The sequence below is a fragment of the Streptomyces sp. NBC_00122 genome (genome assembly GCF_045160845.1).
Taxonomy (GTDB): Bacteria; Actinomycetota; Actinomycetes; order Streptomycetales; family Streptomycetaceae; genus Streptomyces.
Window position 1 is genome coordinate 6,712,431 of record NZ_CP108191.1, and the last position, 14,071, is coordinate 6,726,501.

Annotated in this window: 14 protein-coding genes; 7 read left to right on the forward strand and 7 right to left on the reverse strand. The window is 71.1% G+C overall.

Translation table 11 applies throughout. The features are described 5' to 3' along the window. Positions 1 to 128 precede the first annotated feature (128 nt). Positions 129 to 1,514: an MFS transporter gene (locus OG737_RS30610; protein ID WP_405922230.1), complete on the forward strand. Its 1,386-nt coding sequence runs from the start codon at positions 129 to 131 to the stop codon at positions 1,512 to 1,514. A gap of 63 nt (positions 1,515 to 1,577) precedes the next feature. Beyond that, the gene (locus OG737_RS30615; RefSeq protein ID WP_405676880.1) at positions 1,578 to 2,507 is read left to right on the forward strand and encodes a hypothetical protein; all 930 of its coding nucleotides are present in this window, start codon (positions 1,578 to 1,580) and stop codon (positions 2,505 to 2,507) included. A 4-nt stretch (positions 2,508 to 2,511) separates the two neighbouring features. Here the strand turns inward: OG737_RS30615 and OG737_RS30620 are convergent, their stop codons facing one another. The 4 genes from OG737_RS30620 to OG737_RS30635 form a co-directional block, all read right to left on the reverse strand. Then, positions 2,512 to 2,703, reverse strand: a complete 192-nt coding sequence (locus OG737_RS30620) for a hypothetical protein (protein WP_405922231.1) — start codon at positions 2,701 to 2,703, stop codon at positions 2,512 to 2,514. A gap of 241 nt (positions 2,704 to 2,944) precedes the next feature. Continuing rightward, positions 2,945 to 4,279: a radical SAM protein gene (locus tag OG737_RS30625; protein WP_405676877.1), complete on the reverse strand. Its 1,335-nt coding sequence runs from the start codon at positions 4,277 to 4,279 to the stop codon at positions 2,945 to 2,947. Between the two features lie 194 nt (positions 4,280 to 4,473). Then, positions 4,474 to 4,995 carry a MarR family transcriptional regulator gene (locus OG737_RS30630; protein WP_328929439.1) on the reverse strand — a complete coding sequence of 174 codons (522 nt, stop codon included), beginning with the start codon at positions 4,993 to 4,995 and terminating at the stop codon, positions 4,474 to 4,476. A 49-nt stretch (positions 4,996 to 5,044) separates the two neighbouring features. Continuing rightward, positions 5,045 to 5,998, reverse strand: a complete 954-nt coding sequence (locus OG737_RS30635; protein WP_328929440.1) for a helix-turn-helix domain-containing protein — start codon at positions 5,996 to 5,998, stop codon at positions 5,045 to 5,047. A 116-nt stretch (positions 5,999 to 6,114) separates the two neighbouring features. On the opposite strand from OG737_RS30635, the gene OG737_RS30640 reads away from it, so the two are divergent. Then, complete coding sequence (locus tag OG737_RS30640) at positions 6,115 to 6,741, forward strand: nucleoside/nucleotide kinase family protein (protein ID WP_405922232.1); 627 nt, start codon at positions 6,115 to 6,117, stop codon at positions 6,739 to 6,741. 34 nt (positions 6,742 to 6,775) lie between these two features. Here OG737_RS30640 and OG737_RS30645 read toward each other — a convergent pair whose 3' ends face one another. Continuing rightward, the gene (locus tag OG737_RS30645; protein WP_328929442.1) at positions 6,776 to 7,612 is read right to left on the reverse strand and encodes an alpha/beta hydrolase; all 837 of its coding nucleotides are present in this window, start codon (positions 7,610 to 7,612) and stop codon (positions 6,776 to 6,778) included. Positions 7,613 to 7,743: 131 nt separating this feature from the next. Between OG737_RS30645 and OG737_RS30650 the strand changes: the two genes are divergently transcribed. Next, a complete protein-coding gene (locus tag OG737_RS30650; RefSeq protein WP_328929443.1) occupies positions 7,744 to 8,352 on the forward strand; it encodes a sigma-70 family RNA polymerase sigma factor in 609 nt (202 codons plus the stop codon). Between the two features lie 150 nt (positions 8,353 to 8,502). Next, complete coding sequence (locus OG737_RS30655) at positions 8,503 to 9,039, forward strand: hypothetical protein (RefSeq protein WP_328929444.1); 537 nt, start codon at positions 8,503 to 8,505, stop codon at positions 9,037 to 9,039. A gap of 79 nt (positions 9,040 to 9,118) precedes the next feature. Here the strand turns inward: OG737_RS30655 and OG737_RS30660 are convergent, their stop codons facing one another. Both OG737_RS30660 and OG737_RS30665 read right to left on the reverse strand, forming a co-directional pair. Further along, complete coding sequence (locus tag OG737_RS30660; protein ID WP_328929445.1) at positions 9,119 to 9,859, reverse strand: nucleotidyltransferase domain-containing protein; 741 nt, start codon at positions 9,857 to 9,859, stop codon at positions 9,119 to 9,121. Beyond that, entirely contained in the window at positions 9,849 to 10,244 is a 396-nt protein-coding gene (locus OG737_RS30665; protein ID WP_328929446.1) for a hypothetical protein, read from the reverse strand. Before OG737_RS30665 ends, OG737_RS30660 begins: the two co-directional genes overlap by 11 nt. A gap of 349 nt (positions 10,245 to 10,593) precedes the next feature. On the opposite strand from OG737_RS30665, the gene OG737_RS30670 reads away from it, so the two are divergent. Continuing rightward, positions 10,594 to 11,844 (forward strand): ricin-type beta-trefoil lectin domain protein, encoded by a 1,251-nt coding sequence (locus OG737_RS30670; protein WP_328929447.1) that lies wholly within the window; start codon positions 10,594 to 10,596, stop codon positions 11,842 to 11,844. After that, positions 11,841 to 14,048 (forward strand): RICIN domain-containing protein, encoded by a 2,208-nt coding sequence (locus tag OG737_RS30675; RefSeq protein WP_328929448.1) that lies wholly within the window; start codon positions 11,841 to 11,843, stop codon positions 14,046 to 14,048. Before OG737_RS30670 ends, OG737_RS30675 begins: the two co-directional genes overlap by 4 nt. The last annotated feature ends 23 nt before the right edge of the window (positions 14,049 to 14,071 follow it).

A 14,071-nucleotide genomic window follows, 5' to 3' on the forward strand; every position in this document is an offset into this window, starting at 1 on the left:
GGTTCGTGCTCCACCACGCTGACACGGAAGGCAGCCGCACGCTCCTTTTGCTCACCCGGTGCCGAAACGGCGGACGCGGGGGACCATGAATACGTGCCGCACCGAACGGACGGGCCATCGTGACCTCCGTGACCAAGGCAAGCCCGGGCCTCTTCACCACGCGGGAGCGCGCTGTGATCGCCGCGGCAGCCCTTGCCATGCTGCTCGTGGAGATGGACTGGTTCGCCCTCAACCTGATGCTTCCGGTGATCGCCGACGAGTTCGGCACACCGGCGACCGACCTGCAGTGGCTGGTGAGCGGCTACATGCTGGCGCTGGGCGCGCTGATGATCGTCGGCGGCCGGGCCGCGGACCTGCTGGGCAGGCGCCGGGTGCTCGTGTGGGGGCTGGTGGGCTTCGCCGTGCTGTCCGTGGTGTGCAGCGCCGCCCAGAACGTGGGATGGCTGACCGCCGGCCGGGTCGTACAGGGCGCCGCAGCGGCGTTCGTCTTCCCGGTGGCCGTCGCCGTCGTCACCGCGTACTTCCGGGACGACCGCCAGGGCAGGGCGGTGGCCACGGTGCTCGCGTTCAGTGCCGTCGGGATCGCGCTGGGACCCTTCGTGGGCGGTGCGTTCGCCGAGCACGTGAGCTGGCGCGCCGTCTTCCTGCTGAACGTGCCCGTCTGCGTCCTGGCAGCCGCGCTGATGCTGCGCTTCGTGACGGAGACGCGTGACGAGCAGGCGGTGCGCGGGCTCGACATCCCCGGCGTCGTCACGCTCGCAGGAGGTATCACCGGCATCATGCTCGCGGTGGACCAGGGCGCGCACTGGGGGTGGGCCTCCCCGCCCACCCTGCTCTGTCTGACCGGTGGCGCCGCGCTGCTGGCAGCCTTCGCCGTGATCGAGCGCCGCACGGACGAGCCCCTGCTGGACCTCGGGTTGCTGCGTAACGGCCCGTTCGTCCTCGTCACGGCCGCCGGTTCCGTGTCCAACGTCGTGTACTGCCTGGTCGCCGTGTTGTCCGCGCTGTACCTGCAGCAGGCCCGGGGGCTCTCGCCCCTGGAGTCGGGGCTGGTGTTCCTCGCGCTGTCCGGTGGTGCCGGAGCCGCCAGCTACTGGTCGGGGGCGCTGGCCCGGCGGTGGCGGCCCGAATCGCTCATGGCGGCCGGGATGCTGCTGAGCGGAGTCAGCCTGTTCGCCCTCACCTGGGCCACACCCCTGGCCCTGTATACGGCGGTCTTCGCCCTCGTCGGCATCGGGGTGGGCCTGGGATGGGCGCTGACCCAGGTGGCGACCCAGTCCTACGTCCCCGCCTCCCGCCTCGCGGCGGCCTCCGGCTTCGTCCTCACCTCGTTGGTGCTGGTCGGCGCCGTGGCGGTCGCCGTGGCGGCCACCGCACTCGAAGCGGTCAGCGACTCCGCCGCCGACGCGGCCGCCGACGGGTCCGCTGTCGAGGCGGTCCTGCGGGTGACAGCCGCCCTGGCCCTCGCGGGCGGGGCCGCCCTCGCCGCCCTCGTCCGGCCGAGGACCGGGTGAATCCCGTTGGAGGCACCGGACTTGTGCAGCATGCTGGTCCGGGGTCCGGAGGCGAACCGGGCCGTGGACCGTGCTGGACGGGGGCTGGACGTGCCGGAATTACCGGTGACCGAGGTGGCGGCCGCGACCGAGAGGCTCGTGGCCCTCGACGTGACCGCCGGGGCCCGGTGGGCGGCGGGAGCGGCGCTGGACGCCGTGCGCACCGTCGGCCGGGGCCCCGCGCGCAGTGACGCGGAGCGGGCCGCGCTCGCCGAGCTGTTCCAGGTCGCCGCCTGGATCACCTTCGACGCCGAGCAGCACGACGTCTCGTACCGCCTCCACGTCCGGGCACTGCGACTGGCCCGTGGCGGCCGGGACGGAACGGCCCCGGCCCCCGTGGAACCGCTGATCCTGGCCGTACTCGGCATGCAGGAGGAACACCTCGGCCGTCCCGCGCGTTCGCTGCGGATCGCCTCGTCGGTCCTGGCCCGCGAGGACCTTCCGGGTCGCGTGGAGGCGATCTTCCAGGTCCGCGCCGGCCGCGCCCTGGCCCGCATGGGGCGTGGGCCGGAGGCCCTGTGGTCCCTGCGCACCGCCGCCCAGCTGCTGGCGGACGGTCCCACGGACCGGGACCCCGCCTGGGCCTGGTGGTTCGACCAGCGTGAACTCGACGGCCACCACGGACTGGCGCTGGCCGCACTGGGGGAACCGGACACGGCGGCCGCGCTCCTCCACGGCGCGGCACACGCCGACGACGACGGCCCCGCCTACCGTGTGCTGTTCGCCGCCGAACTGGCCAGGGTCCTGGCCCGGGCCGGCGACTGGCGCGAGGCCGACACGGCCATGTCGACGCTGATGGGCGCCGTACCGGCCGTCGGCTCGATGCGCGCGCTGCGCGCGATGGGGCATGCGGCCCGGCTCGTGGTGCACGGCCACCGCGTACCGCGCCGGGCGCGCGACACCGCCCGCCACCTCACGTCGCTGCTGCCGGAGCTGCGCCGGGGTCCGGCCTGAGGGATCAGGTGCGCAGGCGGCTGCGGGGGCCGTCCTGGTCGCCGGCGGTCTCGTCGTTGAACCAGTAGTCGCCGGCGGCCAGGTACCGGAAGGAATGGGTCCGCTCGCTCGGCAGCTCGACGGCCACCGCGTGCGTGCCGTCCTTGCGGGGTCGGAGCGTAGGGGTTCCGGGCTGCCGGTCGTTGAAGCCGCCCACCATCATGCAGTGTGACGACGGCGCTCGGGGTTCGCGAAGCCGACCAGGTTCAGGGGGAGTTGGCGCCAGAGGCCGCCGGCACGCCGTGGGCGCGGCCGGCCCCGCCCAGCGGGGGCTTGGGCGGGGCCGTGGACCTCTCCACGGGGGAGCGGAGGAGATCACCGCCGTCACAGCATGGCACTAGTTTCAGCCAGACAACAAGGGTTCTGGCCGAAACAAGTTGGTCATTCCCGGGGGCAGGTCAGGACACCGTGCCCTCGAGCCCCTCCAGGCTGTCCATGAACGAGCTGACCGAGAACACCGCACGGCCGGGACCGGCCGGGCCGTAGCCGGGCGGGGAGCTGAGGCCGTACTCCTCGAGGGTCGCCCGGTAGGTCTCCAGCAGCCGGATGTGGTATTCGAGCGGTGCGCCTTGGGGATTGGCCTTGCCCAGTGGCGTCGTCGGCTCCGGGCACCAGGTCGTGAAGCGCGGAACGACCCCGTTCGACATGAAGAACCGCAGGCCCTCGGCGGTCGACTCGATCGCCTCGCTCACCTTCGTGAAGCCGAAGGGCTCGGCCATCTCGATGCCCGCCACGAAGTTGGGGATCACGTTGCGCGGACCGAACACCTCGGTGGAGTCCAGGATCCTGCGGTGCCATTCGTCGCGGCCGACGTAGCGTTCCTTGCCCGGGCAGTGCAACTGGAACAGCCGGCGGTCCCACACCTCGAAGTTGGGGTGGTAGATCCGGATGCCGTAGTCGTGGAAACGCTGCACGTCCTCGCGCGGCAGCGCCTGGGCGACGACCTTGCCGATCCAGCGGCCCGGGAACCGCTCCTCGATGGCCTTCGCGTAATGACCGTAGAAGTCGGCTTCGTCGCGGCCGGCGACCTGGGAGGTGATCGATCCGCCCGTGAGGGTGTAGGCGCGGGAGGTACCGGCGGTGTCGTAACGGTCGATGATCTCCAGGGCCTCCAGCACCTCCTCCACCGGCTTCACCCCGGTGTAGGGCCGTCCGGCCGCCTTGTGCTGGCGCCAGTTGTGGTTGATGTCGCAGAACTGGCACTCCTCCTTCGCCCCGAAGTACTGGCACACCCGGAAGACCGTCAGGTAGACGAGGTAGCCCCACTGGATGGTCGGCGCCACCTCCATCACCGACTTGCCGTTCGACAGCGTGTGCCGGTAGTACTCCGGCATCGGCGGCAGCCCGACGTCCGCGATCCGTACGCCGTCCAGGTACAGGCCGAGCGTGCCGTCCTCGCCGCCCCGCACGACGTACGGGGAGTCCGGATTCACCCGTACGGACACCACGGTGCGGCGCAGCTCGTACGGGCCTCCCGTGAGCACGATCTCCTCGGGCGGCCGGTTCAGCGCGGCCGCACCGAGCTCCGGCAGCGTGCGGTGGTCGAAGGAGAAGATGAAGTACGACTTCGGCTTGACGTCGCCGGACGCCCCGTCGGCGGTGCCGCTGAGCGCGGACTCGTCGAAGGCCATGCCGCCGCGCAGGAGGTCCTCTTTGATCACGGCTTCCCGCGGGACGTGCGGGAAGCGCCCCATCAGGTCCTCGACCAGCGCGGTACGGCTGATGCTGTCCACGTGTTGCTCCATTCCTGACCGACCCGCTGAGGCCGTGTGGTCATGCGGTCGTGTGGGTGTGTGGTCGTGAGGCCGGGCGATGCGGGTGCGGGCCCCTCACTGCTTACGGGCGTGGAGCACGCGCATACCCCGCGCGCCCGTGGCATCGTGGGCGACCGGTGTCCCCGGCGGTGCACTGGTCGGCGATCAGGTCCTCATAGTGGTCGGTCACTGTTGCCAGGAGAACTCCCGTGGTCGGGCAGCGGAGGGGTCTCTCCGTTACGGACCCAGTTGGCGAGGTCGGCGAGATGGACGTTGGCCCGGGCCGCGTCGAGTTCGGCGCCCAGGGCGGCCCGGTAGGTGGACGTCGCCGCCGCGTAGCGTTCCCGCCCGGCGTCGGTGACGGCGGCGGTCACCGCGCGGCCGTCGCCGGTGCCGGGGGTACGTTCGGCCAGTCCCTGGGCCTCCAGTCGGGCGATCAGGCGGGTGGTCGAGCTGTCCTTCATCCCGATGCGCTCGGCCAGTTCGCCCATTCTCAGTGCACCGCCGCTCTCCGGTCGGCTCAACGCGCACATGGCCCGGTACTCGGAGAGCGGGAGGGCGTGGCGCCGTTGCAGTACGTCGTCGAGCTGACGTTCCATCCGGCCCAGCAGCCGCACCGCCGTGCACCAGCGGTCGTCCTCTGCGTCATCGGCAGGGGGAGAGGTGAACTCCCCGGATTCCAGGGGCAATTCCATCGCCCCAAGGTATCTGCTTGCTCATGCAGGAATCAATGGGAACGGCCTGCTACGGGGTGCGCGTGAAGGAGCGGCGGTAGGAGCGGGGCGGGACCCCGCGGCGGCGCACGAACTGCTCGCGCAGGACGGCGGCGCTCGTGTAGCCGACCGTGCGGGCGATCTCCTCGACGGGCAGATCGGTGGTCTCCAACAGCTCTTCGGCACGGCTCAGCCGCAGATTGACCAGCCACGCGTGGGGGGTCGTGCCCGTCGCGGCCGCGAAACGGCGTGCGAAGGAACGCTTGCTCATCACGGCCCGCCGGGCCAGCTCGGCGACGGGAAGCTGCTCGTGGAGGTGCTCGCGGGCCCAGTCGAGGACCTCGGTGAGGCGTTCGTCCTGCGAGTCCTCGGGGACGGGCGCGGCGAGGTACTGCGCCTGTCCGCCCTCACGGTGCGAGGGCAGCACGAGGTCGCGCGCGATGGCGTTGGCCGTGGCGGCGCCGTGCTCCCGCCTGAGCAGATGCAGGCAGAGGTCGAAGCCCGCGGCCGCCCCCGCGCCCGTGATGACGCGGCCCTCGTCGACGTAGAGGGCGTGGGGGTCGACGGAGACCTCCGGATGGCGGCGGGCCAGGAGTTCGGCGAACCGCCAGTGCGTGGTGGCCCGCCGCCCGTCGAGCAGCCCGGCGGCGGCGAGCGCGTAGGTTCCGACGCAGTGCGCCGCGACCAGGGCGCCGCGGTCGTGGGCGGCGGACAGTGCCTCTAGTACGGCGGGTGCGGGCGGCGTCCGGAAGTCGGCCCAGGGCAGGGCGATCACCAGATCCGCGGAGGCGATGCGGTCCAGGCCGTACTCGACGGCGACCGCGACCCCGACGTCGGTGGACACCGGCCCGGGCCGGTCACTGCACAGGGCGAAGTCGAAGCGGGGCAGCCCCGCACGCTCGCCGAACACCTCGGCGACGACACCGACCGCCAGCATGCCGACACCGGGCGGGGCGTAGGCGGCGATGGTCACGAAAGGCGGCATGCGGGGAGTGTGGCACGTTTCCCGCGATCGGCGGCAACCTGACGGCCGGGTGCCACCACGGAATCAAGGTCCGGGCGGGGGCCACGCCCGGACGCGCTGTCGGGCAGGATGCGGACGTGGAGACGACGGAACTCGTAGCGCGGGCCCGCGCGCTGGCCGGCCGGGCCGACCGGGGCGGCCGACGGATTCTCGGGATCGCCGGGCAGCCCGGGGCCGGGAAGTCGACGCTGGCCGAGCGGCTGGCCGCGGCGCTGGGGCCGGCGCTGGCCGTCGTGGTGCCGATGGACGGGTTCCACTTCGCCCAGGCCGAACTGGAACGGCTGGGCCGGGCCGACCGGAAGGGCGCCCCGGACACCTTCGACGCGGCCGGGTACACCGCCCTGCTGCACCGGCTGCGCGAACCGGACGGCGGTACGGTCTATGCGCCCGCCTTCGACCGCGGGCTCGAAGAGCCGATCGCCGGAAGCATCGCCGTCGGCCCCGCCGTACCCCTGGTGATCACCGAGGGGAACTACCTGCTGCACGACGCGGGGGAGTGGGCGCGGGTGCGGCCCCTGCTCGACGAGGCGTGGTACCTCGCCCCCGACGACACCCTGCGGATCCGGCGGCTGGTCGACCGGCACGTGCGCCACGGCAAGGACCAGGTCGGCGCGCGCGCCTGGGTGGCCCGCTCGGACGAGGCCAACGCCCGCCTCATCGCCCCGGGCCGCGACCGGGCGGATCTCGTCCTCGACGTCGGCTGACGCGCGTCCCGCGCCGGCGTGGCCTGACCGGGTTTCAGCCGCCCAGGCCCAGGAACGCCGAGGTGACCGCCACGAACCGGCCGGCGTCGTCGAGCCAGGGGTAGTGACCCGCTCCCGGCTGCACGACGAGCGTGGAGTCGGGGAACAGCGAGCCGAACTCGGTGACCGTCGGAGGGGGACTGTTCAGGTCGAACTCCCCGGCGAGCAGCAGGACCGGGACCTCGCAGGCGGCGAGCGCCGCACGCGTGCCCTCCGGGTCGAAGGCCCCCTCGGCCGCGAACAGGGCGACGGCCTCCATGTTGTCCGGCCGACCGGCCGCGTGGTGCCGTTCGGCCGGAGCGTCCCAGCGGCCGTAGAAGAAGGGGGCGATGGCCTCCCAGTCGCTGCCCGTACCGTCGGTGATCGCCTCCAGGGCGGCGAAAGCCGAGGGGAACCACGGCTCGCCTCGCCGGAGCCGCGCGAGCGCGCGTCGCGTCTCTGCGGTGACCGGGATGCCGACGGCCCGGGCGCCGGGGGTGATCAGGGCGAGTCTGCGGACGTATCCCGGACGGCGGGCCGTGTACTGCGTCGCGATGTTCGCGCCGGCGGAGTGGGCGAGCAGGTCCATCACGGGGAGTCCGAGGTGTTCCCGCAGGGCCTCGAGGTCCTCCGCGAGGCGGTCGCAGCGGTAGGAGGAGGCGTCTTCGGGAACCGCCGACCGGCCGGTGCCGCGAAGGTCCGGGACGATCAGCCGGCGATGTCCGGACAGACCGCCGAGGTCGCCGAGATAGCGGGAGTCCGCGGGACCTCCGGGGACGCAGACGACCGGATCGCCGTCTCCGAGTACGCGATAGGCGAGCAGGGTTCCGTCGTGCGCGGTGAAGGTGGGCATGGCGTGGATGGTGCCAGTCGCGGCGTCGGTGGGGCAAGGGATATTGAAAATGAACGACCAGGTCAGGCTACCTATAACCAGGTTGTACAACCTGGTTGTGGTGGTGGCGTGTGCGGGTGTACAACCGAGGTGTGGCAGGAGAAGAGAGCGCGCCCCGGAACCCGGAGGCGCTGACCGAGGAACAGGCCGGGCGGATGCTCGCCGCAATGAACGACATCATCCGCGCGGGCGAGGAGATGCGGGCGCTGCGGTCCGAGATGATCAAGCTGTTCGCCGGCTTCGGCTGGACCCAGGACAAGATCGCCCGGCTCGCCGGGATGAGTCAGCCCGCCGTGTCCAAGCAGGTGGCGAAGTGCAGGACGGGCGACCCGGAGCCCCCGATGGAGTTGTCCCTCGACCAACGCGACACCCCATGGCTCGAAGGGCGTCTGTGGGGCCTTGCCGAGGAGATCTCCGAGTCCTTCCCCGGCACCGCGCACTGCATCTCGTACCTGAACGCCATCGCCCGGGGGCGCAGGCGCTTCACGCCCCAGAACGTCGACGACCTGCGGCGGCTCGTCGAAGAGGACCTGCGGCTGCACCGTGCGGAGCTCCCCCGCGGCTACCGGGAGGCGTACGACGAGATCAGCCGTGGCCTGGACGTCCCCTCGAAGGCGGCCGCCACCGCATCGGCGTCCGTGCGCCGCGCCCTCGGCTGCCAGGTCCAGCGCGACCGGCTCGGCAGCGGCTCCCGGGCCTGACGCGCGCGGCGAAGGCCGTGGCGGTGCTGAGCGGCGGGGCTCCGTCGGGGCGCAGGCTCTCCGCGCCGCCGCCGGTGCGGGTGGCGGCGGCCCGTTGATATAGCGTGATCCCCTCAATAGGACATGTACACGCCCACGGGGGACTCCTAGATGACTTATCCGCCGCAGCAAGGCCCTGGTCCGTACGGCCAGCCCGGCCCGTACGGACAGCAGCCGCCGCAGGGGTACCCGCCCCAGCCGGGGCCGCCGCCCGGATACCAGCAGCAGCAGATGTACCCGCCCCAGCAGCAGATGCCGATGCAGCCTCAGCAGTGGGGCGGGCCCGCGCCCGTACCGCCGCCCTCGCGGAGCGGGGGCCTGGGTTTCATGAAGATCCTCAAGATCATCGGTGTCGTGCTCGCTCTCATCGCCTGCGCGGTGGGTTACTTCCTGAGCCGGGACGACGCCGACAAGGCGAAGGTCGGGGACTGCCTCAAGAACAACGGGTCCACGGTCACTCCTGACCTTCAGGTAGTGAAGTGCGGGGGCGCCGACGCCACGTACAAGGTGGTCGCGGTGATCCCCGACACGCTGGACACCTCCAAGTGCGAGGGGAAGTCGGACATCGGCTACCACGAGCAGACCCGAGGCTCCCGCCGGAGCTCGGGCAAGCAGTTCGTGCTCTGCATCAACGAGGTCAAGAAGTAGCCGCAGCCGCCCCGCTCGTCCGCGTCGCGGACGAGCGGGGCGGCTGCCCGGGTCTCCCGGGCCGCGGAGTCCGTCGGCGTCAGGCCGACGCGGCCACCGATTCGATGACGCCGCGCCAGGTCCGGCGGTAGCCCTCGCGCAACGGTCCGCCGACGAGGTCGAGGACCTCCGACGCAGCACCGGTCATGAGTGACGGGTCGCCCGACTCGCACAGGGACAGGTGCCCTTCGAGCAGGGCGGCCCCGCGTCGCGCGTCCGCCTCCAGAAGGCGCCGCGGCAGCCACTTCCCGCCGCCGGTCCACGCACGGTGGTGGTCGAAGAGAAGATCGGCCGCAGAGCCCAGGACGAACCCGGCCACCGCGAGACGCTCCAAGCGGTCGTCCGCGTCGGCGAGGTCGTCCAGCGCGTCCGTCAGCCCGTACCTCTTGGTCTCGACCGTCTGCTGGTCCAGCGCCGGCGGACCCTGGTGGAGGTCCGCTTCGGCCAGCGCCCGGGCCCGCCCGGCCTCACCGTCCGTGTCGAGCAGGACGATGCCGGTGGCGTACATGCTCTGCATGACCGCACGGCGTGCGGCGACGTCCGCGGCGAAGAGCTCCGCGAGACCGGCGCGGGTGTGGAAGAACAGCTCGGCGACACGTCCCTCGAACCGGACGGTCTCCCGGCCGGTTTCGCCACCGTCCCCGATGAGCACGGCGATGTCCAGGTCGCTGCCGGGTGTCGCCCGTCCGGCAGCCGTCGATCCGGCGAGGATCACGGACAGCGCGTCGGGGAAACGGCCATGGGCGAGACGTCGCGCTTGGCCGACGGGATCAGCGTGCATGCGGGTCAGCCTTTCCGAGGAGGGTGATCTCCGCCTTCACGGCCGCGAGTTCGTCGTGGCGGCCCATGAGGCTCAGCTGCTCAGCGTAGTGGATCAACGCGGTGAGGAGCAGCGGCGCCCGCTCGGGCTCCAGCGCGTGCATGCGCCGCGCGGCGGCGACGGACTCGGCCCGCAGGGCCAGCGCCGTGCCGGGCTGATGGGCGAACTCCTGGCGGCTGTATTCGTACAGAGCTTCCGTCAGGAGGGGAAGATACGCCAACGGGCTCACCTGGACGAGAACGCGAAAGGCTGCGACCTGCTGCCGGACCGGCAGCGTCTCCGATCCGAGGAGGGCCACCCGGGCCCGCAGTACCGCGTCGTGATTGATGTGCGCCGTGTGATTCATGAGGGTGATTCTGAAAGCCGCACCGGTGCCCAAACAAGGGCATTCGGCTGTGCCCTTCGTCCTACGAAAACGCCGTCTGACCTGTCATGATGGATACGTCTTCACCCCTGCGCCCGCCCCGGACGGTCTGTCAGCCGCCGCGATGGCGTTGGCGCGTAGCTCGGAGCCCGGCTTCCCGTGACGTCCCGCGGCTTTCCGTCCCTTCTTGAGCGTTCACGAATGTGAGCCATGCACCGACCCTTGACAGAGAATTTGTTCACTTCTTAAATCATGTAATGAACTAAGTGCCCACCCCCCCTCGAACCCTGGCGTGCAGGCCTGTCATGTGCATGCCGAGGAAGGGAGATTCATGGACTTCCCGCGCTTAACCCGGCGCTCCCTCCTGTCCCTTGTCCCGGTTCTCGCCCTCGTGTCGCTGTCCACCGGCCTGGCGCAGGGCTCGCCCGCGCAGAACGCCCCCGCACCGGCGGCCGCCGTCACGTTCTCCGACGAGTTCGACGGGCCCGCGGGCGCCGCCGTCGACGGGGCGAAGTGGCAGATCGAGACGGGCGACAACGTCAACAACCACGAGCGGCAGTACTACACCCAGGGCAACCGCAACGCCGCCCTCGACGGCCAGGGCCATCTCGTCGTCACCGCCCGTCGGGAAAATCCGGGCAACTACCAGTGCTGGTACGGAAAGTGCGAGTACACGTCCGCCCGCCTGAACACGGCCGGCAGGTTCACCGCGAAGTACGGCCGCGTCGAGGCCCGGATGAAGATTCCGCGCGGGCAGGGAATGTGGCCCGCCTTCTGGATGCTGGGCGATGACATAGGCCAGGTCGGATGGCCCGCCTCGGGCGAGATCGATGTCATGGAGAACGTGGGATTCGAGCCGTCCACGGTCCACGGCACCCTGCACGGCCCCGGGTACTCCGGCTCCGGCGGTATCGGCGCGGGCTACACCCTGCCCGGCGGGCAGGCGTTCGCCGACGCCTTCCACACCTTCGCCGTCGAGTGGAGCCAGGACGCGATCACCTGGTCCGTGGACGGCGCCGTGTACCAGCGGCGCACCCCCGCCGACCTCGGCGGGCGCCAGTGGGTCTTCAACAAGCCGTTCTTCCTGATCCTCAACCTCGCGGTCGGCGGCTACTGGCCCGGCGACCCCGACGGCAGCACCGCCTTCCCGCAGCAGCTGCTGGTCGACTACGTCCGGGTCACCACCGACAGCGGCCGGCCCGGTGGCGCCATCACCGGGATCGGCGGCAAGTGCGTGGACGTGGCGGGGGCCGCCACCGCCAACGGGACGCCCGTACAGCTCTACGACTGCAACGGAACGGCCGCCCAGCGGTGGAGTCTCGCCGGCGACGGAACGATCCGCGCGCTCGGCAAGTGCCTGGACGTGGCATCGGGCGGCACGGCCGACGGTACGAAGGTCCAGCTGTGGGACTGCAACGGAACGGCCGCCCAGCAATGGGCCGTTCCGGCAGCACGCGACATCGTCAACCCACAGGCGAACAAGTGCCTCGACGCCGCGGGCAACAGCTCGGCCAACGGCACCCGGCTGCAGATCTGGACCTGCACGGGAGCCGCCAACCAGAAGTGGACGGTGACCCCATGACCCGGATCGCCGGGCCATGGGTCACGGCCTTCGTGGCCGCGGCCTCGGCCGCCTCGGTCCTCACCGCCGTCCAGCCCACCCAGGCGGCCACTGCGCAGGCATCGGCCGGGGCGGCCGCCGCCCTGCCCACGGGCTGGTCCACCGTGGTGAACGCCGGCAGCGGCAAGTGCCTCGACGCGCGCTCGGCAGCGACCGCGAACGGTACGGCGGTACAGCAGTACGCCTGCAACAACAGCGCCGCGCAGCAGTGGAGTTTCACGCCGGCTGGCGACGGCTTCGTCCGTATCGGCAACCGCAACGATGTCAGCCAGGTGGTCGACGTGAGCAACACGTCCACGGCGGACAACGCGGCCTTGCACCTGTGGACGTACGGTGGCGGCGACAACCAGCAGTGGCGGGCCGTCGAAGAGGGCGGCGGCGCCTACCACTTCGTCAGCCGGCACAGCGGCAAGTGTCTGGACGTGCCCGCAGCCTCGACCGCCGACAGCGTCCAGCTGGTGCAGTACACCTGCAACGGCACGGCGGCCCAGCGCTTTCAGGTCGCACCGGTGAGCACCGGGCCCGGCGACGTCGATCTCGGCCCGAACGTCGTCGTCTTCGACCCGTCGATGCCTTCCTCCACGATCCAGAGCCGGCTGGACTCGATCTTCCAGCAGCAGGAGACCAACCAGTTCGGCCCCCAGCGCTACGCGGTGATGTTCAAGCCGGGTACGTACAGCAACGACGTCAACGTCGGCTTCTACACCCAGGTCCTCGGCCTCGGCCAGTCGCCCGACTCGGTCACCGTCAACGGCGCCGTGCACGTCGAGGCCGACTGGTTCCCGCCGAACAACGCCACCCAGAATTTCTGGCGCGGCGCCGAGAACCTGTCGGTGAACCCGGCCGGCGGAACCGACCGGTGGGCGGTGTCCCAGGCCGCGCCTTACCGGCGCATGCACGTCCGCGGCAACCTCGCGCTGGACGACGGAGGCTGGGCCAGCGGCGGATTCATGGCCGACAGCAAGATCGACGGCCAGGTGCGGTCAGGGACCCAGCAGCAGTGGCTGACCCGCAACTCCCAGCTCGGCAGCTGGAACGGCGCCAACTGGAACATGGTCTTCGTGGGCAGCCAGGGCGTGCCGGGCAACAGCTTCCCCAACCCGCCGTACACCACGGTGAACCAGACCCCCAAGGTCCGCGAGAAGCCCTTCCTGTACGTGGACGGCGCGGGCGCCTACAGGGTGTTCGTGCCCTCGCTGCGCGCCGACTCCTCCGCCACCACGTGGGCGAACGGGAACGCGGCGGGCACCTCGCTCGGCATGGACCAGTTCTTCGTCGTCAAGTCCGGGGCGAGTGCCGCACAGATCAACGCTGCCCTGGCCGAGGGCAAGAACCTGCTGGTCACCCCCGGTGTCTACCACCTGGACCAGCCCCTTCGGGTGACCCGGCCGGACACCGTCGTCCTCGGTCTCGGCCTCGCGACCTTCATTCCGGACAACGGTGTCACCGCCATGACGGTCGCCGACGTCGACGGCGTGAAGGTGGCGGGCCTGCTTTTCGACGCCGGTCCCGCCAACTCGAAGACGCTGATGGAGGTCGGCCCGGCCGGCTCCGCCGCCGGCCACTCGGCGAACCCCACCTCCCTGCACGACGTCTTCTTCCGCGTCGGCGGAGCCGCCGTGGGCAAGGCGACCACCAGCCTCGTCGTCAACAGCGACGACGTCATCGGCGACCACATGTGGATCTGGCGCGGCGACCACGGCAGCGGCATCGGCTGGAACAGCAACACGGCGGACACGGGACTCGTGGTCAACGGCGACAACGTGACCATGTACGGACTGTTCGTCGAGCACTACCAGAAGCACCAGACCGTGTGGAACGGCAACGGCGGGCGCACGTACTTCTACCAGAACGAGATGCCGTACGACCCGCCGGACCAGGCAGCCTGGATGAACGGCTCCACGCAGGGCTACGCCGCGTACAAGGTCGCCGACAACGTGACCAGCCATCAGGGCTTCGGACTCGGCAGCTACTGCTTCTTCAACGTCAACCCCGGCGTGACCGCGGAGCGCGCCTTCGAGGTCCCGGTCCATCCCGACGTGCGCTTGCGGAGCATGGTGACGGTCTCGCTCGGCGGCACCGGCACCATCCGGCACGTCATCAACGACAGGGGAGGACCCTCCAACTCGTCCACCAACGTGGCCGATCTGGTCAGCTATCCGTGAACGGTGTCCGGGCCGGGCGGGAC

Coding starts and splice junctions, on each gene's coding strand:
- OG737_RS30630 (WP_328929439.1), bottom strand. CDS start 4,995: ATGGAATTGCCCCTGGAATCCGGGGAGTTCACCTCTCCCCCTGCCGAT.
- OG737_RS30635 (WP_328929440.1), bottom strand. CDS start 5,998: ATGCCGCCTTTCGTGACCATCGCCGCCTACGCCCCGCCCGGTGTCGGC.
- OG737_RS30645 (WP_328929442.1), bottom strand. CDS start 7,612: ATGCCCACCTTCACCGCGCACGACGGAACCCTGCTCGCCTATCGCGTA.
- OG737_RS30655 (WP_328929444.1), top strand. CDS start 8,503: ATGACTTATCCGCCGCAGCAAGGCCCTGGTCCGTACGGCCAGCCCGGC.
- OG737_RS30660 (WP_328929445.1), bottom strand. CDS start 9,859: ATGCACGCTGATCCCGTCGGCCAAGCGCGACGTCTCGCCCATGGCCGT.
- OG737_RS30665 (WP_328929446.1), bottom strand. CDS start 10,244: ATGAATCACACGGCGCACATCAATCACGACGCGGTACTGCGGGCCCGG.
- OG737_RS30670 (WP_328929447.1), top strand. CDS start 10,594: ATGGACTTCCCGCGCTTAACCCGGCGCTCCCTCCTGTCCCTTGTCCCG.
- OG737_RS30675 (WP_328929448.1), top strand. CDS start 11,841: ATGACCCGGATCGCCGGGCCATGGGTCACGGCCTTCGTGGCCGCGGCC.